Consider the following 24,716-nt stretch of genomic DNA (forward strand, 5'->3'; position numbering starts at 1 on the left):
TGAATAAAATCAACATTTCATGTATAATATTAGTGGCTTTAAGAAACGGCAGTTAGATAAATGCCGAAACATAACAAATAAAAGTTGAAGAAGTACCATGTTTTTATCTATAATAAATAAGTTGAATGTATAAGCAGAAAGAGAGTGTTCATAATGGGTCGTAAATGGAACAATATTAAAGACAAAAAAGCTTCAAAAGACGCAAATACTAGTCGTGTTTATGCAAAATTCGGACGTGAAATCTTTGTAGCGGCTAAACAAGGGGAACCAGATCCAGAATCTAACCAAGCGCTAAAAGTTGTGCTAGAGCGCGCAAAAACATATAGTGTACCAAAACATATTATTGACCGTGCAATTGAAAAAGCAAAAGGCGGTTCAGAAGAAACATATGACGAGCTTCGCTATGAAGGCTTTGGTCCTAACGGTTCGATGGTAATCGTCGATGCTTTAACAAATAACGTAAATAGAACAGCTTCAGATGTTCGTGCCGCATTTGGTAAAAATGGCGGAAACATGGGAGTAAGTGGTTCCGTTTCTTATATGTTTGATGCAACAGCAGTTATCGGCGTAGAAGGAAAAACAGAAGAAGAAGCATTAGAGCTTCTAATGGAAGCAGATGTAGATGTACGCGATATCATGGAAGAAGAAGATTCTGTTATTGTATATGCAGAACCAGATCAATTCCATGCCGTACAAGAAGCATTCAAACAAGCAGGCGTAACAGAATTCACTGTAGCTGAACTAACAATGCTTGCACAAAACGACGTAACATTAGATCCAGAAGCACAAGCACAATTCGAGAAAATGATCGATGCAATCGAAGATCTAGACGATGTGCAGCAAGTGTATCATAATGTGGATTTAGGCGAGTAATATAGAGAATTGAGCCCCACTCTTGTATGACAGAAATCATACAAGAGTGGGGCTTTTCTTTATTGGTAGCAGATGGTGATTAAGAGTTTTTATATGATTAGAAAATCAAAAATGTTTCGCCGAGCTCAGTTACAGCATTTGCTTTTCTAAACAACTTGACATTAACATGACTCGTAACATTACCACTTCATAATTTATTTCCCCATTTTCATAAAAGCTCCCTGATTCTCTTGTTGTGTATTTCTAGGATGGATTTTCATAAATTAGGAAATACTAGAAGAAAAAATTAAGGATGGGATCTTATGAAGAAAAGATACTGGCTGCTTTTACTACTTTGCTTTGCCTTAATGATTTCTATTGTAACTAATCCTTCAGATAAAGATGAATATGCAGAATGGGTTGGGGATCAAATTAAACAAGAAGAGGGACCATTACTAGGATTACTTGGTGGATCTTTGATTAAAATGGGTACAACGAAAAAAGATTTTGTCTTGTTTACGCTCTATGAAACAAAATATAGTAATAATACTGATAAAGCTTTGTTAGCAATAGGGATATTCAATAACTTTATATGGTTAAAGGAAGGAGAGTAGCATTTTAAGCTACTCTTTTTTGCTGGGATAAGAGCTTCGATTAACCAAACTCTGTTTTTTACAAAAGAAAGAGAAAGGATATCTTTTCCTTTTGTCGAATGAAGTTAGTATTCTTACTTTATCAAAAAAGGGCTAATCAAGATGAATACAATAATCCACAGACTATCAAAAAATATATGCACTTTAATAGCTGCATTTGGGGGTCTAATTGGTAGTAGCATAACCTGAACTATAATTGATAAGGTATCAGGAAAAAACATTTTAATAATTTCTGATATTATATGTTCTATAACAGTGTTTTTTTGTTATGGTCTAATTTGCTTGAAAGCTCCCCATTAATTGCATTAATAATCATTGGTTTGGAGGCAGTTGCATCGGGATTTACGAATTTTACATCGATTCCTGAATCTCTTTTGTGAAATTATGAAACTTAGTAAGGAAATCAGCCGAAATAAGAATATATCAGCCAAAGTAACAAGGAAATCAGCCAAAAAAAGAATATATCAGCCAAAGTAACAAGGAAATCAGCCAAAAAATAAATATATCAGCCAAAGTAGCGAGGAAATCAGCCAAAAAATAAATATATCAGCCAAACCACGCTATATATAAACAAAATACAAAGAAAAGGATATATTTTCCTTATCGCTGAATATAAGAAGAAATTGTACCCTATTCAAAAGGAGAATAATAATGAATACACTAATCCACAGAGTGGGAACGATTTATCTCCCTGTTGTAAATCCAGAGGTAGCTTCAAACTGGTATCAAGAAAAATTAGGAGCAATAGAAAATTTCAGAAATGAAGATAAAGCCATTCTGGACTTTGCAAATCAAAGCTTCTTTCTTGTTAAAGCAAAAGAAGGAGTAAAGGCTATTTTTCAAGATCATAGAGGCAATGAGCATTTTTTCATGACATTTGAAGTAGACGGAATTGACCAATTAAGGAAACTTCATTCCTTGCTAAAGGAAAAAGGAGTTACGGTTGGTAATATCGAGGATAGAGGGCATCCAGGTAATAATTTTGTCTTTTACGATTTGGATGGAAATAAATTTGATGTATGGAGTGAGTTAAGTCCAAGCTTTAAAGAGAAATATCTAATTAATCAACAAAAATAAATAATACATAACTCTATCATCCCCAGAGCACACTATGTTTTTGGAGGTGGCATTATGGATGAAAAAGACTATCAAAAAATATATGACGAATACTTACAACAAGCAAAAGGCCAAGCGCAAATGGAAGCCGCTGAGGAAATTGATTCAGGTGTAGAGCAAATTGTTGCAGTTCGTAAAAATGATGATGATGATATTATTGCTTTTAAAACAAGTAGTGGAAGAGAATTAGATTATATTACCGCCCTTGAAGAAGCAAAAGCAGGGAAGCTTGCGCATGTTGATGTTTTTCATAAGTATGGCAGAGATATTATACGTAGTGAACCAGATGGGATTAAAGAAAATAACTTAGATAATTTGCCTTCTTTTTAAAAGGAAAAAGGAAGAAGAGAATGTTCATTTGGATATTCTCTTCTATGCGATCCACTTATATTTGCTGTAAGGTCCATTGGGGTGAGAGAGTGATAAGTATAAACACATATATATTTGATTTGAAAAGAGATAAAGTCAATATTACAGATGAGAAAGCAATAAGCATATCAAGTGATTACCAAATGCGAAACAACAGTTTGCTAGAGGGGTTCATACATATAACATATTATGATCAAAGCGTTATTTCAGAGGAACATTGCGATGATGTTGAATTAATGTGGATTGGGTTTCTTCGAATGACTCTACAATACTTGGAAAATGGATATGGAGAAACAAGTTATTTCATTCACAATCAAATCTGGAAAATGGAAAGGATTCATACAAGGAAAGAAAAGCAGGTGTTATTCCGTATTATAAATAATAAAATGGAAAAATTCCTTTTTGACGAACGGATATTTATGAAAGAATTAATAAAAAGCGCTGAAGAATTTACAAGCTTTGTAAGTATGCTAGCACATCCAAACAGCATAACTGTATTAGCCCCATTATTAAAAAAAATGATCAATATTTCTATTGACTAAAATTTTTATATAAGTTAATATTTCTAAAATAAATACGGAATATTCGGCTAAGAAGAGAAGAGTAATTTTGATTCATTATTTAAAGAGAGCTCCGGTTGGTGAAAAGGAGTAATAAGGATCTTAATGAAAAAAGGCTTGGAGCTTTCGCACGGATCAAAGATGATGGTTCATTTTTTTGTGATACTGCGACGGGATCTCCCGTTATAGAGATAGGGTATAATCAACTATTTAGCGTTGCCGTACCCGAAGAGGTTGATGTGGCAACATATCAATAAACTGGGGTGGTACCACGAAGTTGTTAATAATAACTCTCGTCCTCAAGATGAATAATCTTGGGGGTGGGAGTTTTTTTATTTTAATAGATAAATTGGTATGTAAAGATTCGATAAACGAACAAAAAGACGGGAGTGCAACAGAATGAGTCAGGAACAAACAACTCGGAGAATAGAGAAATTAGAGACTTTAAGATCAGAAGGGGTTTTGATATATCCAGAAAGATTCCAGACAAACTATGAACTTTATGAAGCGTCATTGCTTGAAGATGGTACATCAGGAGTTCAAGTAGCAGGAAGAATCATGGGGGTTCGTCGGTTTAGTAAATTTAGTTTTATCACCATTTCAGACATACAAGGGAGTCTGCAACTACTTTTGAAAAAAGAGGAGGTTGGGGAGCAGTCTGCTATTGATTTCGGGAACTTTTTTGATGTAGGCGATTTTATTGGCGTGGAAGGGAAGATGTATTCGACAAAAACAAAGGAAAAAACGCTTCGGATTGAAAAATATGTTTTACTTGGAAAAGGATTGCACCCATTGCCAGAAAAATGGCATGGATTAAGCAATATAGATACCCGTTATCGACAACGTTATTTAGATTTAATGATGACAAAAGAAACACAAGATCGGATGTTACTGCGAACAAAGTTAGTGCGTGCCGTTCGTAGATTTCTTGAAGAAAAAGATTTTTTAGAAGTGGAAACACCTGTATTACAGCATACTTCTTCTGGTGCGATAGCTCGTCCATTTAGAACCTATCATCATTCGTTAGATACAGAATTAAATTTACGAATTGCACCAGAGACTTACTTGAAAAGATTAATTGTAGGTGGTTTTACAAAAGTATTTGAGTTTGCAAAATGCTTTAGAAATGAAGGGATCAGTCCTCAACATCTTCAAGAATTTACAATGGTGGAAGGCTATGCAGCTTATTGGAATTATGAAGATACAATGGCTCTCATGCGTGAAATGATTTTATATGTTCTGAACCATGCTTTTGATACAACCGTTATTACTATTCAAGGAAAAACAATTGATTTTTCTTTAGAATGGAATGTTGTTTCATTTAGGGAGTTAATTCTAAAAGATACAGGCATTGATATCGATTTATTTCCCGATGTAAAAGACTTATATGAAGAAACAAAGCGGAGAAATATTTATTTAGAACAAGACAGTATCGAAACTTTAGGTAGGGGGAACTTTATCGATCTTCTATATAAAAAAATGTGTCGTCCACAATTAATAGAACCAACCTTTTTAATCAACCACCCAATTGATTTATCACCATTAGCAAGAGCGAATAATGATAATCCAGCAATTACCGATCGTTTTCAATTAGTAGTTAATGGGGCGGAAATTATCAATGCATATTCAGAATTAGTAGATCCTATCGAACAAAGAAGAAGATTAGAGGCACAAGCAGTTTTGAAAAGTGGCGGTGATTTAGAAGCAATGGAAATGGATGAGGACTACTTATTGGCAATGGAATATGGAATGCCGCCAATTTCTGGTTGGGGATTCGGAATTGAACGTTTATTAATGGTGTTAACAGATAGTGAGACGATTAAAGATTGTATATTGTTTCCATTAACGAAAAAAAATTGAATGAAACTTTCTAGTAATTTCACCTGTATTCCGTCTGCGGGTGACCACCACAAACCTTCTTTCTTAAAATGAATAAAACCCCGAACGATTATACGCACATGCTAAGTGATATGCTCCCCTATAGGTAGACAGATTAAAAAATAAAAATCTGGTTACTTGTAGGGGAGTATTTTTATGCCTAGAAAATCTTATTCTGTAGAAGAGAAATATCAAATAGTGAAAGCTTTTGGGGAAGTAAATTCGTCACTCCGGGTTTCATCGATTTATAAGGTGCACTATTCTACCGTTTTGGAATGGAAATATAAATTTGATACATTCGGTTTAGAAGGACTAAAAGAGAGTTCTTCCTGGAAAAAGTATTCTAAAGAACTAAAATTATCCGCTATTCAAGATTATGCCTCTGGAAATTACTCGATTCGTGAAATTACGAGAATGTATGAAATATCCGATCCATCTGTCCTTAGAGGGTGGATTAAGAAGTATAATAGTCATAGTGAAATAAAAGATACGTCACAAGGAAGGACGAGCTCTATGACTAAGGGAAGAAAAACGACTTGGGAAGAACGAATACAAATTGTGCTAGATTGTTTAGGGAACAAAAAAGACTATCAAGAAGCAGCTAATACTCATCAGGTTTCTTATCAACAAATCTATCAATGGGTTAAGAAGTATGAAGATGGCGGAGTAGATGCATTGAAAGATAGGCGTGGTTCTACGAAAGAGGAATTAGAGCTAACTCCAGAGGAGAAAATGACTCTTCAAATGAAAAAGTTAGAAAGAGAAAATGAGCGATTACGTGCAGAAAACTTATTTTTAAAAAAGTTAGAGGAGATAGAAAGGAGGCAAAAATAAGTCAAATCCAATCGGAGGATAAGTATATCGCTATTCAAGAGATCCATCAGGAAGAGAATATAAGCATTCGTTTACTGAGTGAAATAGCGGGAATTGCACGATCCGCCTATTATAAGTGGCTTCATCGCGTTCCTTCTTCTCAAGAGCTATTGAATGAGAAAATCATGAAAGAGATGAAAATTCTCCATGAAAAAGTGGAGGGCATCTTCGGTTATCGCCAAATGACTCTTCACATGAATAGACAGTTTAAAGAAAGATGGAATCATAAAAGAATTTATCGACTAATGAAAGTGGTTGGCTTACGCTCGATTATTCGTATCAAGAAAAAACGTTATAAACGCTCCGTTCCCCAACAAGTGGCAGAGAATATCTTAAATCGGGAATTTACTGCAACAAAACCAAATGAAAAGTGGGTGACGGATGTGACAGAATTTAAGTATGGTTCATCAAAGAAGGCATATTTAAGTGCCATTCGGGATCTATATGATGGATCCATTGTTAGCTATGTTTTAGGACAATCGAATAATAATGAACTTGTATTCCAAACGCTTGATCAAGCAACCGTACTTTTATTGGAGGAAGAACATCCGATTATCCATAGTGATCGAGGGTATCAGTATACTTCAAAAGGTTTTAAGCTTAAAGTAGACGTAGCAGAGATAACACACAGTATGTCACGAGTTGGAAAGTGTATTGATAATGGTCCAATGGAGTCTTTTTGGGGGACACTGAAATGTGAAAAGTATTATTTACACAAATATAAGACCTTTGAAGAACTTTCTCTTGCGATAGATGACTATATCCAATTTTATAATAACAATAGATATCAAAAACGATTAAACGGCCTTAGCCCTATGGAATATAGAGTTAAAGCCGCTTAGATCTTTTTTATTATTTCCACTGTCTACTTGACAGGGGGCAGTTCAACTGTTTGGGGTTATTTGGTTGAAAATACTTATGTCCCCGCTTCCTAATTTCTATAAATCCAAAAGGAAAATGGCAATTCTGTAACCATAAAAAAGAATAAAACATCAGCCTAATTTCAGATTTATCTCCCGTTAGGAAATCTGAAACTTTTTAATCTGTTTATTTAACTGCACTGCTAAAATATCTAACTCTTTAGCAGCACTTGCAATGATTTCAGTAGAAGCTAATTGTTCTTGTCCTACTGCAGCTATTTCTTCTGTACTTGCAGCTATTTCTTCCACATGTGATGTTAAGTCTTGAATTTGATTAGACACTGTTTGAGAATTTTTATTTACAGTCTTCATAGCGGCGGCTGTTTGTGTAAATCCATCGACAATTCCTTCATGCATTCTTCTAATTTTATCAAAAGCCTCTTTTGTAATATTTAAGGTTTCTTTTTGTTCAGCTACTAATTTATTGGATTGTTCAATATTGGAAACAGCTAAGTCTGTCTTCTCAGAAGTCTTTTCAATAATGGATGTTATTTCACTTGCTGAATTAGATGTTTCTTCTGCTAACTTTCTAATTTCATCTGCTACCACGGAAAATCCTTTTCCAGCCTCGCCAGCTCGAGCAGCTTCTATAGATGCATTTAATGCCAATAAATTTGTTTGTTCTGCAATGGAGGTAATAATACCAACAAAACCAGTAACTTGATTAATCATTCCTTTTAATTCGTTAATGGAATGATTTACTCCATTTGATACATGAAGCGTTTCTTCCATTTTCTTTGTCTGAATATCGACACTGGATTGACCTTCCGTAATAGACTCTAACGAGTGTGCAGCTTGTTCTACATTTTCAGAAGTTTTCGTAGCTATCCCATCGATTAAAGAAACGACACCTGATAAAGTCTTACTAATCTCACTCATTGTCTCGGCTTGTTCAGAGTTACCTGTTGCAAGCTGATCTATCGTTTTCACCATTTGGGTTATGGAGCTTACATTTTCAGCTGTATTTTTACTCAGGTTATTTGAGTGATTAGTGACAGTTGAAGACACTATTTGTAAGTCAGAAGTTAGATTCTTCAGTGTTTTTCTAGTTTCATATAGTGCTCTTGCCATATGGCCAGTTTGGTCTTTTATTTCTATTAATCTTTCTAACTCATCATCTGTATCAACTAAATTTAAATCAGCCGTTTTTTGAGCAAATTCCGTCACTTTCACAATTGGTTTTTCAATCGCTTTTCCTAGAATATAAGATAATATAACGCCAATAATTAAAGAAATAAACAATCCCCACAATACTGGTGTAGGAATCATAAATCCTGTTTGCATTTGTTGTGCCGCTTCTACGTTCGAAGTAGGATCAGCAGTTTCACTACCGCTACTACTCATGATTAATGATGCGCCTACATTAATAATAGCGACTAACACAGAGTTTAATAATGATAAGAGAATAATTTTCGTAGATATTTTTTTCATAAAGTCATGACCGCCGTTTATAATTTAATATTTTTGAATGCTCAATAATAGATAAATTGGCATTCGTTGGATGAAAAAATATACAATAATTAGAAAGAATTATATATTTTTAAGCATAAAACCTAGTAAAATCATTTTCTTTTTCTTCTGGTTTTTAAGTATTCTTCTATGATCCTCCTTATTGTAAATCTTTGAACTGATAATGGATTTTATTATTACGAATTAACCTTAATTTAACCTTAAGAGACGATAGATGAAATGGATGGTGGAGATTAGTTAAACAAGGATTTATAAAAGTTTTGTAGAATTGTAAAGTATAGAGGACAGAGTAAGCCTAACCAGTATTCGAATAGATAAATAAGCTAAACATCTGATTAACAAGGATTCAATTGAAGTGTATTAATCATCTATTAGCTAGGGCTGCTATCTTACAAGGATGAACAAACTTGACAGTACCAAACATAGACAGGAGTGAAGTTATGAAATTTCTGCTTACATCTGGAGGCATCAATAACAAAAGCATACACGACGCACTGGTTGACATGCTAGGAAAGCCGATTGCTGAATCAAACGCCCTGTGCATCCCCACTGAGATGTATGGGCACCCTTGGGTTGGCCCTCGCGTCAAAGCCTGGCAGTTCATCAGTGGGAAGGAAGAGAATCCCATGGTCGGCCTCGGTTGGAAGTCGGTCGGCGTATTGGAGCTCACAGCGCTTCCGAGTATCGATGAAAACCGATGGATACCGCTGGTTCAGGAAACAGATGTATTGCTGGTGTCAGGCGGTGACGCCCTTTATCTGTGCCACTGGATGCATCAATCCGGACTGGCAGACCTTTTACCATCCCTGAACTCAGTTTATGTGGGAATGAGTGCTGGGAGCATGGTGATGACGCCTAAAATAGGAGAATACTTCGTTGGCTGGGATCCACCAGGTGGGGGTGATGAAACACTGAGACTAGTGGATTTTTCAATCTTTCCACACCTGGATCATGAGATGCTGCCGGGAAACACCATGGCTGCTGCAGAGAGATGGGCAGCCGAGATGCAGGGACCTGCATATGCAATTGACGATCAAACTGCAATCAAAGTAGTTGACGGAGCGGTAGAAGTTTTATCTGAAGGGAATTGGAGACTATTTACACCTTGAGCATCCTATACGCCCGTTTCTTGATATACTCTCATGGAATAGTGGGATAGTTCGACAAGTTTCGGAGGCGTCGCTGTGACCTAACCTCTTAACACCATTAGCAAGCGCGAATAATCATAACTCAGCATTACTGCTTGATTTATTTAGTAGTAAATGGCGCTGAAATTATCAATGCTTATTCAGAATGAGTGGATCCTTTAGAGCAAAGAAGAAGATTAGAGGCAAAAACAAAAGAGACCAAAAGGGAAGTAACTATCCTTTTTTGGTCTCTTTTGTTTTTATAGGGATTTAATAGATTAGGAGCATTACTCAAGTTCATTTAAACTGAGCAAGCCTTTATTGAAATTTTAATCTTTCACACTTCAAACAAATATCTACTGAAATAAAGTTAATCTTGGAATATACTATTATCATTGGGCTAATATTGATAAATTATCCTAACATTCCGATATTTTCAAAAGGAATAATATAAAACTACCATGGGAGAGCATAGAATGAAAAAGAAAATGAACTATTTAATCATGATTTTAATGACCATCTTTATGGTTGGTTGTACCAACGTAGAAGATACATCCATTAAAAATGGAGAAACAGATCCACAAGAAGAAACCACAGATAATACAAATAAAAATAGTGAAGAAAAAGAAACTATCACTAAGGTCGATGAACCAGTAGCGGAGGAAACTCCAACCCAATCAAGAAAAGAACTGTTCAAAGGATACAAACTTATTGAAGTTGATGGTGGTGATTTGTCTGGAAATCGTGACCCTAACGTCGTGGTTGACATTGGTTATGGGGACCGTGAATACTGGGCATTTACGAATGAATACGGGCAATTAGTACGTGTTGTTGCTGATGAAATCATTCTACAAGATGACGATAACGAACCTGTATTATCATCTGGTAGATACTACCCTGATGAGGCAAAGGTTCCTGGTGTGGAAAGTGCCGTTTTAGATGAAGGGCATATCATAGCTGATTCTCTCGGAGGGGTATCGAATGCTTATAATATTACCCCCCAAGATAGTACGCTCAACCGACATGGGGATCAAGCTTATATGGAAGAAGTGATCCGCAAGGCAGGTGGAGCCACAAATTTTGAAGCAATTATCACTTATCCGAATACGGAAACGCAAATTCCTTCCAGTTATCAGTATACCTATACAATGAACGGAAATGTCATTACGGATTCATTTGACAATGTGAATCCTGACGAAGTAAACGAATCACTCGGTTTAACAGGTAGTGAGCCTTCCGATTCAAGTAGTTCAAACATAAACGATGATATTTCTAGTATTGATACAAATGGAAATGGTATCGTGACAATCGCAGAAGCAAAAGCAGCCGGTTTCAGTATGCCAATAACAAGTGATCATTGGTTGTACAAATATATGCGCGATAATGATAATGACGGTATGGTAGGGGAGTAAACCTCTAGAACTTTAGGAGAGTGGAAAACTCCTCCGACACTAAACAATTATATTTAATCAATAAAAAGGAGGGGATTTTTTGAATTCATTTATCGAAGTAACGGATAAAAAGTCCAAAGAAAAAATATTGATTAACACTTTGTTAGTAATAGAAGTAAGAGAAAATCGTATAACAGTAGCGAATGGTTTCTCCGTAAACACATATAAAACCGTAGAAACTTACGAGGAAATAAAGGCTAAATTGAATGCCAGATAATATTCTTTTAACTTCAGAAAAATAGGAAACGAATTAAAACGGTAAAAATGTAGCTGATACTATCAGTTGCATTTTTTTTTGCAATTATAGGCATCTCAATAGTCACCTAATTCAATTTATGGTAAGCACTAAGTAAGCTTCACTCGTTCTTTGTGAGCCTCCTTAGCTGCAGTTGGTTTCTAAATGTATGTTTATGAAAGTAAATGGGGAATGAAACAAGATTTTTTAACATTTTTTGTGATAATATACCTATTAATTATAATCTAATGATAGAATTAAAATAAATTAGTTCTTTCAAGGAAGTGTACATAATGGATTTTTTTACGGGAGTAAAATTGGGATTTGAGTTGTTTTGGGGGATTATTACTGCTGAACCAATGCTAACGCTAGTACTTGTCATATTTTTTATAGGATCAGTTGTTTTAGCTTCTATAGTCACCTTTTTTAGACAACAAAAGTTAAAGAAATCAGGGATACTAGAAGTTGATAAAATGAAGGGAAAAGTCTTTGAGGAATATCTACAAGTTTTATTAAGAAATAAAGGATATAAGGCAAATTTAACTTCAGTAACAGGTGACTATGGTGCTGATCTTGTGCTATCAAATAATGATAAAAAAATTGTCGTGCAAGCCAAGCGGTATAAAAAGAAGGTTGGATTGAAAGCTGTTCAAGAGGTTGTATCTGCTAAAAACTATTATAAGGCTGATGAATGTTGGGTTATTACAAACAACTATTTTACTGCACCCGCTGTCAAATTAGCACACTCAAATAATGTATTATTAATCGATAGAGACTTATTGATGAAGTGGATGTTAGAAATAAAAAAGGGAGCATAATTTACATAAAATAGTATAATAAACGGGTTAATCTGATTAGATTAACCCGTTTATTATATCTGGCTTATACAATGGAAATCTTATTATGGAAAGGAGCTACTAATAAAAATGGTTGAAAAAAAGTATTTAAGTATAAAAGAGATGATTTCCTTACCAATATTATCAAATACTAATAGCTGTTAATAAAAAGCGTTTAAAACCTTTTTATATAAGGTTTTAAACGCTTTTTATTTATATTTTAATTCAGTTTAAGAAGTATTAACACGTACTTCTTAAATAATACTGCGCCATAAATAAACCAGATAGAGATTCTAGCTGGAGTTGTTACAAGCTTAATTATTTTGCCATTTCCCAGCATTGCATTAATTGGTGAATGCTTTCCTCGATTTTCTCTAATGGGATGCCTCCAAATCCTAACAGAAATGTTGGATGCTTATATTCTATTGGTTTTAACAGATAATCGCTTAAAGGATAAATGGAGATATGGCTTTTTGCTGCGATGGCTTTTAACTCATTTTCACTTTTTTCCAGCGGAAGGGAAATTAAAATATGCATCCCGGCTTGATCTCCAGTGATGATGACTTCAGGATATTCTGTTTTAAAGATATAGGTCAGTTTATCAAGTTTCTTACGATAAATTTTCCGCATACGGTTTAAGTGCTTTGAAAAGTAACCGTCTCTCATGAAGCTGGCTACTATATGCTGGTCAAATCTTGGGACAGTTGCTGAATAATAACTGAACGTTTCCTTATATTTTTTCAGCAATGTGGAAGGCAAAAGAAAATAGGCCAATCGCAATGAGGGCATTAATGACTTGGTGAACGTACTTAGATAAATCACCTTATCGTTTTGGTCCATCCCGTGTAAGGCGGGAATAGGTTTACCAGTGTAACGAAATTCGCTGTCGTAATCGTCTTCAATGATATAGCGATTTTTACTTTTTGCTGCCCACTGCATTAACTGTGTTCTTCTTGTGGCGGAAAGAATTGCACCTGTCGGAAATTGATGGGAAGGCGTAATATAGACCACATTCGCATTTGTTTTTTCAAGTTGTTCCACAATCAATCCGTCTTCATCAACTGGAATAGGGATCGCTTTATTTTGTAGCTGAATTCTCGGGCTTGCTGAATAGCCAGGATTTTCAAGGGCTAAGTTTGAATCATTTTCAAGCAACCTTAAAATCATGGGAAAGAGTTGTTCTGTTCCTGAACCAATCACAATTTGTTCCGGTTTACATATAATCCCACGCGATTGATATAGGTATTTGGCTATTTCAGTCCGTAAAGTGTATTCCCCTTGGGGTTCTCCAATCTGTAGCAACTCCTTCGACGGGGTATCATATAAAGTTTTTGCATACTTTCTCCACTGTGAGAAGGGAAAGGACTCTGTATCGATTTTTCCAGGATGAAAGTCAAACCGGATCGTTTTTTTCTCTGTATCCTCCATAGGCAACTCAACATGTTCTGTTTCAATATAAGGTAATTCATTTATATCTTCTACAAAAAAACCAATCCGTGGTTTTGATACAATAAAGCCCTCTGCAACCAGTTGAGCATATGCCACTTCAATAGTTGTTTGGCTGATGTTTAAAAAATCGGCCAATTTTTTTTTGGAGGGGAGTTGCGTTCCAACTTCAATTTGTTGGCTCAAAATAGCGGCTTTGATACCCATATAAAGCTGCTCATACAAGGGTTTTGTTGCGTTTTTATTCAATTCAAACATAAGCATATCCATTCGGGAACCCTCCTTTCTGACCATGTTATTTTTATATAAATTGACACTTTTTATATTGTCAGATTTTATTATACTAGTAATCATGGAAAAAGAGGAGATTCTTTTTTATAAACTGAAAAACAAACACTTGAAGGAAGAGGATGATTTGCATGTTTGCGACTGAACAAAACAAAACGAGAATTCTGGTTCTCAATGCACTATTTATTACTTTAACGTTTCTTGCTACAATGTTTATCAACATCAGGCTGCCATTGATGGGAAATGGAGGACTAATCCATTTGGGTAACGTGCCGTTTTTGATTGCTGCGTTTATTTTTGGCAAGAAATCAGGTGCGATTGTAGGCGCTTTTGGAATGGCTTTATTCGATATTATGTCAGGATGGACATTGTGGGCTCCGTTCACATTTGTTATCGTTGGTACTATGGGATATATAGCTGGACTTATTGTGGAAAAGATGCCTGGCAAAAAATCTTTTGTCTATCTACTAGCAGTTGCTGTTGCCATGATCATCAAAGTTGTCGGCTACTATTTTACAGAAGTGATCCTTTATGGAAACTGGATCCTGCCATTCGGCTCCGTCCCAGGTAATATCATGCAACTTGTCATCGCCGGTATCATCGTCGTGCCACTAACAAAAGGGTTTAAGCAAAGAATTGTGCGTACTCAATAAGAGTGCCTCAATAAGGGTGCCAGGCACCATAAAAAGACAAAAGGTATTTAAATGTCCTTGCTGAGAGGACATTTAAATACCTTTATTTATTTTATAGAAAAGAAAACCCTGGGCTATGCCTAGGGTTCCAAAAAGCTTACAGCGTGGTATTAAAAAAACTTCCTCAAGGTGCTAAAATATTTTTTGGTTCGCCAACCGAAAATAAATAGCCAGGAGGAAGTTCTTATGTCAAAAGACAATAATAGTTTAGCACACACAACTTGGAATTGTAAGTATCACATAGTATTTGCACCAAAATATAGAAGACAAATAATTTACGGGAAAATTAAGAAAGATATTGGACAAATCTTACGTACCTTGTGTGAGAGGAAAGGCGTGGAGATAATAGAAGCAACAGCGTGTAAGGATCACGTACATATGTTAGTGAGTATTCCGCCAAAATTAAGTGTATCAGCATTCGTAGGATATCTAAAAGGAAAAAGTAGCTTGATGATATTTGATCGACATGCACAACTGAAATATAAGTATGGAAATCGAAAATTTTGGTGTACAGGATATTATGTAGATACGGTAGGAAGAAACAAGAAGGTAATAGAAGAATATATACGTAATCAAATACAAGATGATATAGTCGCAGAACAATTAACGATGATGGAATATATCGATTCATTCACAGGGGAAGAAGTAAAGAAAAAGAAACGAAAAAATTAAGGGGAGAAGGCCTTTGGGGTCTGGCCAGTAAAAGTAGTACAATTGGCGAACCTTTCAGTAGCCCTTTAGGATTTGATCAGTAACAAAGGCTTTCAGCCGCAGAGAAAACCACCCGTTCTCACGGGTGGTCCTTATTTTATTGAAAAAAGGATAAATTATGCTTCGAAATGTATAAATTTAGTTTTAGCCGAATCTTTTAAAAATATAAGTAACCCCGTTCAAACAAATTAATATTAGTAACTCTACAAAAGCAAAAACAAATATAGTTAAAAATAAATCAAAGTAGAATTCGCCTCCAGATATAAAATCTGTCTTATCCGTTGTCCATGATTTAAATAGAATGAATAGGAAAATGGAGAATAGTAGTCCTATATAAATACATGTCCAGTGATGATAAAAATCTATTTTAAATTTACTGCGCCAAATCCATACATTCAAAGGCAAAAAAGAGATAAGAAAATATAAATGCAGCAATAGGAAATTGGGATTATGAACAGAAAAGAATAAATACTGATTTAGACAAAAGATGGCGATATTTAATAAGATTATTAGAAATGATTGCTTTTGCAAATAAATACCCCCAATCAAAATTCATTTATTCAATAGAGAGAATCAAGGTTCATTCCAAAAAAATGAACTAATGAGAGGTATTACTACCGTTAATGTGAGAATAAGGAAATTGCCTATAAGACCGCTAATTTTAAAGAATCCTCTTTTTCCTAAGAACCCACAGATAATCCCAATGAGTGGAAAAAGCCAAAGGAGTAATATAGAGAAAGTATTGGGAAAAGCAATGTTCATAAAAAACGGAAGGATATAAGCCACAAGAGCTATTACAAAAATAACAAAAGAAGCTTTGCTAAAAAAATTATGTTTCATAGTATCCTCTTTTCCTTTTTTTGTTTAATATTACCATAATAGTGATTTTTCTAAAATAGCGAAATGGAAGAATAGGAGCTCGATAGATGTCTGTATACTTCACCAACCAAGCAGTGGAAGTGGTCAATAACTTAAATAAAAACGGCTTTTTAACTGGGAACGGGGAGTTTGTGGATAAAGATTTCCTCCCTTCCTATAAGTGGATGATTGAACAAATGGATAAGAGAATAAATAATAATGGTTTGATGCCTATTTGGCTATGGGCGACAAAACCGAATTTAAGAGAGGAAGGTCATTTTAACAAAGGAACAAAAGCTGTATGTTTAACAGTCGAAATACCAGAAAATAAAGTTCTTCTTTCTGATTTTGATGCTTGGCACTGTGTGTTAAATGACGGCTTTTGTATGATTTCAGAGGAAGAAGATAGGTTGTTTGAACAGGGAAAATTAACGATTACAAAGAAACAAAGCTGGGAAAGAATATTTCACTTAGCAAAATTACGCAACTCAGAAATGTGGAATAATGGGGACCAAATTGTTCAGGGAGTTACATCCGTGATTCAGAAAGAACAGATTTTGAACATAGAATATTTTATTGCTAATTAAGATCGTTTCATGGACATAATATAATGGATAAAAAAGGAGGAAATATCTTTTCCATATGGAATGTAATACGCATGTCATAGTTTAGGAGTGAAATAGATGAAAAAAATTTTAGTACTTGGTGGAACACGTTTTTTCGGAAGAAAGCTTGTGGAAGTGCTGTTGGAAGAGGGGCATCAGGTTACGATAATGACCCGTGGGACAACAAGTCATCCATTTGACGATCAAGTGGAGCATATCATCGGTGATCGCTCTATGAAGGAACAACTTAAAAATCATTTTGAAGGACGAAAATTTGATATTGTTTATGACAATATTTGCTATACATCGAATGAAGCAAGGGATTTCTGTGAAGTTTTTAACGGGAATATTGGCAAACTTGTGTTTACATCTTCCTTGTCGACGTATTCTGCAGATGGAAAAGAAAAAAGAGAAGAAGACTTTGATCCTTATGATTATCCGATAGCATGGGGAGATAAAGAAGCTTTTACATATAATGAAGGAAAGCGACAAGCGGAAGCTGTTTTCTTTCAGTATGCAACATTTCCAGTTGTGGCAGTTAGGTTTCCCATCGTGTTAGGGGAAGATGATTACACACGCCGTTTGCATTTTCATGTGGAGCGGATTCAGCAAGGAAAAACGATTGGTTTTGTTAATATGGATGCAGAAATGTCCTTTATTCTTGCCTCAGAAGCTGCTGCATTCCTAAAATGGACAGGTTTGTCAGACGTGGAAGGTCCATTTAATGCAACGGCAAATGGAAAAATTTCAATGAGAGAATTAATCTGTATAATCGAAAAGATTACAGGGCATGCTGCGAAAATAACGTTAGAAGGGGACGAGGAAAATACATCCCCATTTGCGATTCCTGCCACATGGTATATGAATACGGAAAAGGCAGAAAAAGCAGGTTTTGTGTTCACTAATCTAGATGAATGGTTAAGACCTTTGATTGAGGGGATTGCAAGTAATATTAAGTAAAATTTTACATCATTAATTCCTCTAATTTCTTCATTATAAGGATATCCTTTTTCCTGCACTGGAAAGAATAGTGATTTTTTCGAACGGAAATACTAGAAAAAACAGGAATAAAGGTAGGAGGAAAACGATGCCTCGCAAAGATGAAGGGATTAGCAAAGAAGTAGTAAAGGAACCTACTAATACGAAAAAGAAAGAAGGGGAAGTGGATAAACTAAACCGCATGTTAGCGGCAGTGTTGGAGTATATTTCTGATGATGAGGTAGAAGAAATCGACATTGAATACATATTGGATCAAACAGAAGGACTTCGGGCCTGGTGGAATCAATATCGAGAGAAAAACCGCAAGCTTATGGAAGAGGAAATTAAAGAATCTTTAGGAGAATTATCACTCGAACAACTGGAGAAAATCCGGGAACAAATTAAAGCTAAGCAATAGCAAAAATGGTTTTCATCGTGGAGGATGAAAACCATTTTTTTAACTGTTTGAAGGTAATGAACTTTTTTCTTTCCACCTAGATAAAGCAATCATCATAATGCAACAAAGAATCATCATCATGACAAATACTTGCTTATCATAAGAGATATAGTCCCTTATTAATCCAGCTATAATGGGAATAATCCCACCAATCATGTACCCAATTCCTTGCATCATCGAAGTCCAGGCACTTGCTTCTTGGGAAGAGTTTGTGGCGTTTAATGGCAAAGCCAAGGCAAGGGGAAATAACCCTCCAAGTCCTACAGCAATTAGTCCGGTAGCAATCCAAGGAGTAACTAGGGGATAAAGGAACAGCAATAAACCAATAAACACAAATCCAATACTACCTAATAACCAAGCTTTTTCGTTTTTATATAGATCAGCTAGAGAAGGAATTAGGAAGCTAAAAATCATTTGAATAATGGTAAAAAAGGTAATGAGTGTCCCAGATTGAGTGCCGTTAAAGCCCAGTGATTGAGCAATTGGTGCAAGCCAAGTACTAATCGTGTAAAAAATTCCCGATTGTAAGCCAAATAAGAGCGTAAACATCCACGCTTTTTTATTTTTCCATGGTAGCTGAGTTGGTATCTTGGAGGTAAGAGCAATCTCTCTATCTTTGACCATTTGCGGATACCAAAAAAGTAAACCGATTACGGCAAAAATGCTCCAGCTTGCAAGAGCTAGTTGCCAAGAATTATTTAAGTACTTTTGCAAAGGTAACATCAATCCAGCGCTAAAGGATGCTCCTAATCCCATCCCTACAGAATAGATGCCAATCATCATCCCGATTTGATGGGGGAATTGTTGCTTGATATAACCAGAAACAAGTGGTCCGGCGATCGCTATGCCAATCCCGATAAAAAAGGCGGTAAGGAGCAAGGTGAAAGCAGAATGACTGAAAGCGCGTAAAGCAGTAGCAACTCCAATAAGAACTAAGCAAGCAGCAATTGTTCTTTCTAAACCGAATCGTGCACTTATTTTCACTGCAAAAAATGCAAAAAAACCCATGCAAATAACCGGAATTGCGGTCAATAAACTAACAATCCCATTGGATAAATGTAAATCAGCTCGAACGCTTTCTAAAACTGGGGAGATTGCCGCAATACTTGTTCTTAGATTAAATGATACGAAAAAAAGTGCAATAATCATCAAAACTATTTGTTTCTTCATTTTCAGTCCATCCTTTTATTTTTTTAATAAATACATCATATCATCAGACGTTTAAAGTTGAAAATAAGGAGCTGTTATAGCTCCAAGTTATTAAGTACATATTGAATAGCTTTTTTCTCATCCTGAGCTAAAATCGCCTCAAATAGTTGTTGATGAATTTCGGAATTATCTCTGTAATTGCTTTGATGCAAAAGAAAATTACTTAAAATCCTTGTTAACACAGGGGTGAAAGCTTGATAGAGGTCAAATAAAACTTTATTATGACTTGCCTTTGCAATAGCAAGATGAAATTCAATATCGGCTTCTACATAGGTGGCATAATTTCCATTTTGCAAGGCGTGGTACCGTTTATCTAACCATGATTTTATATGTAATAAATCTTCTTGCGTTCTTCGTTTGACAGCCAATTTGACGATCTCTTGATCTAACATTGTCCTTGCTTCATAAATATCGTTTGTATCCGCCTGCTTAAGCTGTTGATCAAAGGATGTTTCATTTGCCCAATCCAGTGAGATGATTCGTGTCCCTCTTCCTTGCTTCACTTCAAGAATACCAGCATGCACGAGCACCTTTATAGCCTCACGAAGGGTTGAACGACCAACCGAAAATTCTTCCATTAACTGGGGCTCAGGAGGAAGGCGATCCCCAACTTTAAAGGTACCAGAAAATATTTTATTTTTAAGTTGTTCAATGATTTCATCTGTCAATTTTCTTCCTGTTACTTTAGAAAATGAGGATGAATGATTCGTCATGCTTTTCACTCTCCTTAACGATAGCACATATTCTTCTCCGTATAATTTAATTGTTCTAAATATACCATAGTTTAAAAAGAAACATAAATAGTGGATGTGAACACCATCTTCCTTTGATAGAATAAGAGGATGGAATATCTTAGTAGAATGTTAAGAAATTCTTAAGAATTTTACTTATGGAAATTTAAGATTTTTTTCATATGATAGAGACATCCAAGAGAGAGAGCAGGTGCGTAGAGTTGGGGAACTACAATGTGTTAGTAGTAGATGATGAAAAAGAAATTAGAGATGCAATTGAAATTTATCTTAAAAACGAAGGAATAACGGTTTTAAAAGCAAGTGATGGTGTAGAAGCTTTAGATCTATTAATGGAAAAAACGATCCATTTAATTCTAATGGATATAATGATGCCGAATTTAGACGGTATTTCTGCTACTTATAAAATTAGAGAGCAAAAAAATATCCCCATTATTATGCTAAGTGCAAAAAGTGAGGATACCGACAAAATATTAGGATTACAAATTGGAGCAGATGATTACATAACTAAACCCTTTAATCCCATGGAACTAGTCGCAAGAGTGAAATCACAACTGAGAAGATATGTGACACTTGGAACTTTTGATGGAGTAAAGAAAAAAATAGATTTAAATGGTTTAACCTTAGACCAAGAGGCAAAGGAAGTCGCGGTGAATGGAGAATGCGTAAAGCTAACACCTATTGAATACAAAATAGTAGATCTATTGATGAAAAATGCAGGCAGAGTATTCTCTATTACGGAAATTTATGAAAGTGTATGGAAAGAACCTGGATACAATGCCGAAAATACGGTAGCAGTACATATTCGAAAAATACGTGAGAAAATCGAAGTAGATCCAAAGAATCCTCGATTTTTAAAGGTGGTGTGGGGCATTGGCTACAAAATCGAGAGGTAAAGTTCTTTTTTTAGTTTGGACATTACTTATTACAATCGGACTTAGTGGAATTACATCTTTAGACATATGGTTTAATAGATATTTGCAAACAGATTATTATAAAACCGCTATCTTTCAAAATAGGATGAATTACTTTATTGGTCTTCTTAGTGATTATGAATTATATTCTGTTCCGCTAGAAGAAGCAAAGAAGAACATCACAGTGACGCAAGAAGAAATCAATGATTACCGTTATTATTATGGAGATCTTAATGAACAAATCCAAAATATAAAAAGTCAGTATGAGGAGCAAATTCAAACAGCTAAAGAGACGGGAAGCAATGAAGCAGAACAGCTATACATAGAAGAAAGAGATAAGAAAATCTCTGATATAACGAAAAATTTTCAAAGTGATGAATATGTAGAAGCAAAGATAGAAAAAGAAAAATTACGACAATTAGACGAATACTATCAAGAACTACAGTACGGGGAATACGATTATAAAGACTGGGCAGATTCTTTCCAGTATTACTTTAAAAATAAGAAAACAGGAGAAATAGTAACAAATCTAAATCCTTCCACTGGCGAAACCGTGGAAAGTATGTTGAATCAGAAAAATACAAAATTTCTTCAGGATATTCATGTTGATCCAAAAGATGAGTGGGAGCATCAATACATTTCATTAGATTCTCCTTGGTATGAGTTTGGTTCGTCAGATACAGTTGCGACTGAAGTTTCGATTTTAAATGGCATAAAGAAGAATATAGGCAGCTTTGAGGGACAAATTGCTGTTCCTGACAACTTAAATGCAGATAGTATGTTAAATAAAGACGAGGAAAACTATAAAATACAGCAAAAACAAGTAATTTGGTTTAGTGTTATTAGTATCATCAGTTTAGCTGTAAGCTGCTTTTTCCTCTTAACGAGAAGAAGCATCTTAAAACAATGGGAATGGTCGTTTTATAAAAAAGTTCCGATTGATATTGGGGTTATCTTACTGTTAATTAGTATAATAGTTGCGATAATTGGTCTTTGGGGAGTATATGATCAATTTGAGATCCAACTGTATAATGAAGGGGAATCTTGGAAAGATGTTATTCTATTTGGATGCTTAGCATGGCTTTTTATATCCTTATCATTTGTCCAAATATCTCTTTTATATAAAGATAAATTAAAAGGTCAAAAATTAACTTGGGCAAATACATTTATAAATACATGTTTTAAAGCGATGAAAAGACCTTTCATTCTATTATTTTCGAGTAGAACACCGCTGACTAAATTGATTCTCTGTTTGGTTATTGTTTTCGGATTAGGCATTGGATTACTACTGACGATTATGATTCCAATTATCGCTCCACTCTATCTTGTAGTATTGATTATTATTGGAATCCCAGCCATCAATTATTTAGTGAAAACTACCAACTCACTAAATGAGCTTGTTGTATATACAAATGATATAATGAGTGGTCAAAAAGTGAGTGATTTAGCTATTAAAAATTCTAGTGAACTTGCAACATTGGCAGATAATATCAATACATTAAAAAATGGTGTAATTATCTCTCAAAATGCACAAGCAAAAAGCGAACGACTAAAAACAGAATTAATTACGAACGTCAGTCATGATTTACGGACTCCTTTAACATCGATTATCAATTACACAGAATTATTGAAAAATAAAAATCTATCAGAAGAAGAAAAAGAAGGATATGTAGCTATTATTGACCGGAAATCACAACGGTTAAAAGTATTGATTGATGACTTATTTGAGGTCTCTAAAATGGTAAGCGGCAATGTGGAACTAAAAAAGGAAAAGGTAGATTTAGTCCAGCTTTTACAGCAAGCATTAGGGGAATATGATGAAAATATAAGAGCTTCTACTCTTGATTTTCGCGTTACCAAACAAGAACCATCGATTTATGCAGTTGTTGATGGGCAGAAGCTTTGGAGAGTATTTGATAATTTAATAGGTAACATTTTGAAATATTCTTTAGAGCATTCACGAGTCTATATTTCTATTAAATTAGAAAAAGAGCAAGCTATTCTTCAATTTAAAAATATATCAAAGTATGAGCTTGATGATAATTTGGATGAATTATATGAGCGTTTTAAACGAGGCGATACATCGAGACATACAGATGGATCAGGCCTTGGGCTTGCAATTGCCAAATCGATCATCGACCTTCATGAGGGAATGATCACAATTGATACAGATGGGGATTTATTTAAAGTTACGCTAGCGCTGAATGTAAATGACATGCAGCAAAACTAAACATGAATAAAAAACAAGCAACCCATCTGTATGCATTAGTATATCCGATTATTAGGAATAAAAAGACCGCAAAAAAAATAGTAATTGATATGCTTCGGATCGATCAAAAATTAGGAGAGAAAGAGCTTGCTCGCAAAGCGATTAATAGAGCGATTGAAACAGTAAAAAGATAAGATAGGATAAAAAATACTTTCTTTAATTATAAAAAGGAAGTATTTTTTTTAACTAGAAATTTATGTTAAAATAGTGGAAAGATTGCGAATAATCACGGAAGGAAGGAAACAGAAGGTGGCTATCAAAAAAATCGGTATAGTTGGGCTTGGAGCGATAGGGGCAGTTTACGGAAAAATGCTTCAAAACATCGAAGAATTAGAAGTGAAAATCATTGTCGATGAACACCGGAAAACAAAATATGAAAAAGAAAAGTTTTACATAAATGGAGAAGAAACATCCTATCATTATATCAATCCAGAAACACAATCAGACTCATTTGATTTGCTTCTCCTCGCAGTAAAATATGGACAACTCCAAGAAGCAATCTCCCTTATTCGTCCATTTGTAGGAGAACAAACAGTTATCCTATCCTTATTAAATGGAATTACGAGCGAAGAAGAAATTGCAAAAAGCTATGGAGAAGAAAAGGTTCTCTATTCAATTTGTAATGGGATTGACTCAACAAGAGAAGACAACCGAATTTATTATAGCAATGCTGGAATCATTACTTTTGGGGAGAAAGAAAATTTAGAGCTGACGGATCGTGTGAAAGAAGTAAAGCATTGCTTAGAACGTGCAAATATATCAGTGGATGTACCGGCAGATATGGAAAGGGCATTATGGAATAAGTTCATGATAAATGTAGGCATGAATCAAGCTTCAGCTGTGACCCGAGCTCCCTACGCTTTCTTTCAAAAAGAAGGTCCAGCAAGAGAACTAGCCAAAAGTGCCATGAAGGAAGTAATTAAGCTAGCTCAGGCAAAGCGAATTGACCTAACAGAACAAGATATGGATTATTTTTTTGCCAATGTCTTAAGCAAAGTTGGTGGAACAGGAAAGACATCGATGCTACAGGATATTGAAGCGGGAAGAAAAACGGAAGTAGCTCTGTTCGCTGAAAAAGTAATCGATTATGGACAGAAGCTTGGTATCGAAACGCCTATTAATCAAGCATTCTATCGAATTATTAAAACAGTGGAGGAAATGCAAGAAGAGAATAGCTTGATACATTGATGGTGTTAAAAA

General features: G+C 35.1%; 25 protein-coding genes and 1 other annotated feature. Of the genes, 20 read left to right on the forward strand and 5 right to left on the reverse strand.

Annotated elements, in window-relative coordinates:
• The first annotated feature begins 153 nt into the window (after nucleotides 1–153).
• From HHU08_RS10975 to HHU08_RS11005, 7 genes are all read left to right on the forward strand, one after another.
• A complete protein-coding gene (locus HHU08_RS10975; protein ID WP_016204662.1) occupies nucleotides 154–873 on the forward strand; it encodes a YebC/PmpR family DNA-binding transcriptional regulator in 720 nt (239 codons plus the stop codon).
• A 302-nt stretch (nucleotides 874–1,175) separates the two neighbouring features.
• Complete coding sequence (locus HHU08_RS10980; RefSeq protein ID WP_169188430.1) at nucleotides 1,176–1,466, forward strand: DUF4359 domain-containing protein; 291 nt, start codon at nucleotides 1,176–1,178, stop codon at nucleotides 1,464–1,466.
• A 690-nt stretch (nucleotides 1,467–2,156) separates the two neighbouring features.
• Complete coding sequence (locus tag HHU08_RS10985) at nucleotides 2,157–2,582, forward strand: VOC family protein (RefSeq protein ID WP_169188431.1); 426 nt, start codon at nucleotides 2,157–2,159, stop codon at nucleotides 2,580–2,582.
• A gap of 54 nt (nucleotides 2,583–2,636) precedes the next feature.
• Nucleotides 2,637–2,951: a DUF3892 domain-containing protein gene (locus HHU08_RS10990; protein ID WP_016204659.1), complete on the forward strand. Its 315-nt coding sequence runs from the start codon at nucleotides 2,637–2,639 to the stop codon at nucleotides 2,949–2,951.
• An 89-nt stretch (nucleotides 2,952–3,040) separates the two neighbouring features.
• Complete coding sequence (locus HHU08_RS10995) at nucleotides 3,041–3,532, forward strand: hypothetical protein (RefSeq protein ID WP_198013228.1); 492 nt, start codon at nucleotides 3,041–3,043, stop codon at nucleotides 3,530–3,532.
• Between the two features lie 40 nt (nucleotides 3,533–3,572).
• Nucleotides 3,573–3,854 (forward strand) — a binding site (T-box leader).
• A gap of 95 nt (nucleotides 3,855–3,949) precedes the next feature.
• Nucleotides 3,950–5,410 carry a lysine--tRNA ligase gene (gene lysS, locus HHU08_RS11000; protein WP_169188432.1) on the forward strand — a complete coding sequence of 487 codons (1,461 nt, stop codon included), beginning with the start codon at nucleotides 3,950–3,952 and terminating at the stop codon, nucleotides 5,408–5,410.
• Nucleotides 5,411–5,584: 174 nt separating this feature from the next.
• A protein-coding gene (locus HHU08_RS11005) for an IS3 family transposase (RefSeq protein ID WP_169188433.1) occupies nucleotides 5,585–7,143 on the forward strand; the annotation gives its coding sequence in 2 pieces (ribosomal slippage) (nucleotides 5,585–6,224 and nucleotides 6,224–7,143; 1,560 coding nt in all).
• A 177-nt stretch (nucleotides 7,144–7,320) separates the two neighbouring features.
• On the opposite strand, the gene HHU08_RS11010 is transcribed toward HHU08_RS11005, so the two are convergent.
• Entirely contained in the window at nucleotides 7,321–8,652 is a 1,332-nt protein-coding gene (locus HHU08_RS11010; RefSeq protein ID WP_169188434.1) for a methyl-accepting chemotaxis protein, read from the reverse strand.
• A gap of 479 nt (nucleotides 8,653–9,131) precedes the next feature.
• Between HHU08_RS11010 and HHU08_RS11015 the strand changes: the two genes are divergently transcribed.
• From HHU08_RS11015 to HHU08_RS11030, 4 genes are all read left to right on the forward strand, one after another.
• Nucleotides 9,132–9,800, forward strand: coding sequence for a Type 1 glutamine amidotransferase-like domain-containing protein (locus tag HHU08_RS11015; protein WP_169188435.1), 669 nt, complete (start codon nucleotides 9,132–9,134; stop codon nucleotides 9,798–9,800).
• Between the two features lie 494 nt (nucleotides 9,801–10,294).
• Entirely contained in the window at nucleotides 10,295–11,230 is a 936-nt protein-coding gene (locus HHU08_RS11020; RefSeq protein WP_169188436.1) for a DNA/RNA non-specific endonuclease, read from the forward strand.
• 79 nt (nucleotides 11,231–11,309) lie between these two features.
• Entirely contained in the window at nucleotides 11,310–11,486 is a 177-nt protein-coding gene (locus HHU08_RS11025) for a hypothetical protein (RefSeq protein ID WP_169188437.1), read from the forward strand.
• Nucleotides 11,487–11,797: 311 nt separating this feature from the next.
• Entirely contained in the window at nucleotides 11,798–12,322 is a 525-nt protein-coding gene (locus tag HHU08_RS11030; RefSeq protein ID WP_235678817.1) for a restriction endonuclease, read from the forward strand.
• A 336-nt stretch (nucleotides 12,323–12,658) separates the two neighbouring features.
• Here the strand turns inward: HHU08_RS11030 and pdxR are convergent, their stop codons facing one another.
• A complete protein-coding gene (gene pdxR / locus HHU08_RS11035) occupies nucleotides 12,659–14,056 on the reverse strand; it encodes a MocR-like pyridoxine biosynthesis transcription factor PdxR (protein WP_205835604.1) in 1,398 nt (465 codons plus the stop codon).
• A 149-nt stretch (nucleotides 14,057–14,205) separates the two neighbouring features.
• Between pdxR and HHU08_RS11040 the strand changes: the two genes are divergently transcribed.
• Both HHU08_RS11040 and tnpA read left to right on the forward strand, forming a co-directional pair.
• Nucleotides 14,206–14,727, forward strand: coding sequence for an ECF transporter S component (locus HHU08_RS11040; RefSeq protein ID WP_407939864.1), 522 nt, complete (start codon nucleotides 14,206–14,208; stop codon nucleotides 14,725–14,727).
• A gap of 225 nt (nucleotides 14,728–14,952) precedes the next feature.
• Nucleotides 14,953–15,438 (forward strand): IS200/IS605 family transposase, encoded by a 486-nt coding sequence (gene tnpA, locus HHU08_RS11045; protein WP_016205359.1) that lies wholly within the window; start codon nucleotides 14,953–14,955, stop codon nucleotides 15,436–15,438.
• 183 nt (nucleotides 15,439–15,621) lie between these two features.
• Here tnpA and HHU08_RS24910 read toward each other — a convergent pair whose 3' ends face one another.
• Nucleotides 15,622–16,008, reverse strand: coding sequence for a hypothetical protein (locus HHU08_RS24910; RefSeq protein WP_040344357.1), 387 nt, complete (start codon nucleotides 16,006–16,008; stop codon nucleotides 15,622–15,624).
• Between the two features lie 395 nt (nucleotides 16,009–16,403).
• On the opposite strand from HHU08_RS24910, the gene HHU08_RS11050 reads away from it, so the two are divergent.
• From HHU08_RS11050 to HHU08_RS11060, 3 genes are all read left to right on the forward strand, one after another.
• The gene (locus tag HHU08_RS11050) at nucleotides 16,404–16,922 is read left to right on the forward strand and encodes a DUF3841 domain-containing protein (RefSeq protein WP_169188439.1); all 519 of its coding nucleotides are present in this window, start codon (nucleotides 16,404–16,406) and stop codon (nucleotides 16,920–16,922) included.
• 96 nt (nucleotides 16,923–17,018) lie between these two features.
• A complete protein-coding gene (locus tag HHU08_RS11055; protein WP_169188440.1) occupies nucleotides 17,019–17,900 on the forward strand; it encodes an NAD-dependent epimerase/dehydratase family protein in 882 nt (293 codons plus the stop codon).
• A gap of 127 nt (nucleotides 17,901–18,027) precedes the next feature.
• Entirely contained in the window at nucleotides 18,028–18,336 is a 309-nt protein-coding gene (locus tag HHU08_RS11060; RefSeq protein WP_169188441.1) for a hypothetical protein, read from the forward strand.
• 39 nt (nucleotides 18,337–18,375) lie between these two features.
• Here HHU08_RS11060 and HHU08_RS11065 read toward each other — a convergent pair whose 3' ends face one another.
• Together HHU08_RS11065 and HHU08_RS11070 are read right to left on the reverse strand one after the other, a co-directional pair.
• Entirely contained in the window at nucleotides 18,376–19,545 is a 1,170-nt protein-coding gene (locus tag HHU08_RS11065) for an MFS transporter (RefSeq protein ID WP_407939810.1), read from the reverse strand.
• 74 nt (nucleotides 19,546–19,619) lie between these two features.
• Nucleotides 19,620–20,297: a FadR/GntR family transcriptional regulator gene (locus tag HHU08_RS11070; RefSeq protein ID WP_169188442.1), complete on the reverse strand. Its 678-nt coding sequence runs from the start codon at nucleotides 20,295–20,297 to the stop codon at nucleotides 19,620–19,622.
• 239 nt (nucleotides 20,298–20,536) lie between these two features.
• On the opposite strand from HHU08_RS11070, the gene HHU08_RS11075 reads away from it, so the two are divergent.
• The 4 genes from HHU08_RS11075 (at nucleotide 20,537) to HHU08_RS11090 (ending at nucleotide 24,704) form a co-directional block, all read left to right on the forward strand.
• The gene (locus tag HHU08_RS11075; protein WP_169188443.1) at nucleotides 20,537–21,229 is read left to right on the forward strand and encodes a response regulator transcription factor; all 693 of its coding nucleotides are present in this window, start codon (nucleotides 20,537–20,539) and stop codon (nucleotides 21,227–21,229) included.
• Nucleotides 21,207–23,477, forward strand: coding sequence for an MFS domain-containing histidine kinase (locus HHU08_RS11080; protein WP_169188444.1), 2,271 nt, complete (start codon nucleotides 21,207–21,209; stop codon nucleotides 23,475–23,477). The genes HHU08_RS11075 and HHU08_RS11080 overlap by 23 nt, the downstream gene beginning before the upstream one ends.
• A gap of 2 nt (nucleotides 23,478–23,479) precedes the next feature.
• A complete protein-coding gene (locus tag HHU08_RS11085) occupies nucleotides 23,480–23,650 on the forward strand; it encodes a hypothetical protein (RefSeq protein ID WP_169188445.1) in 171 nt (56 codons plus the stop codon).
• Nucleotides 23,651–23,765: 115 nt separating this feature from the next.
• Nucleotides 23,766–24,704, forward strand: a complete 939-nt coding sequence (locus HHU08_RS11090; protein WP_169188446.1) for a ketopantoate reductase family protein — start codon at nucleotides 23,766–23,768, stop codon at nucleotides 24,702–24,704.
• Nucleotides 24,705–24,716: the final 12 nt, after the last annotated feature.

The organism is Niallia alba, assembly GCF_012933555.1.
Lineage (GTDB): Bacteria > Bacillota > Bacilli > Bacillales > Cytobacillaceae > Niallia > Niallia alba.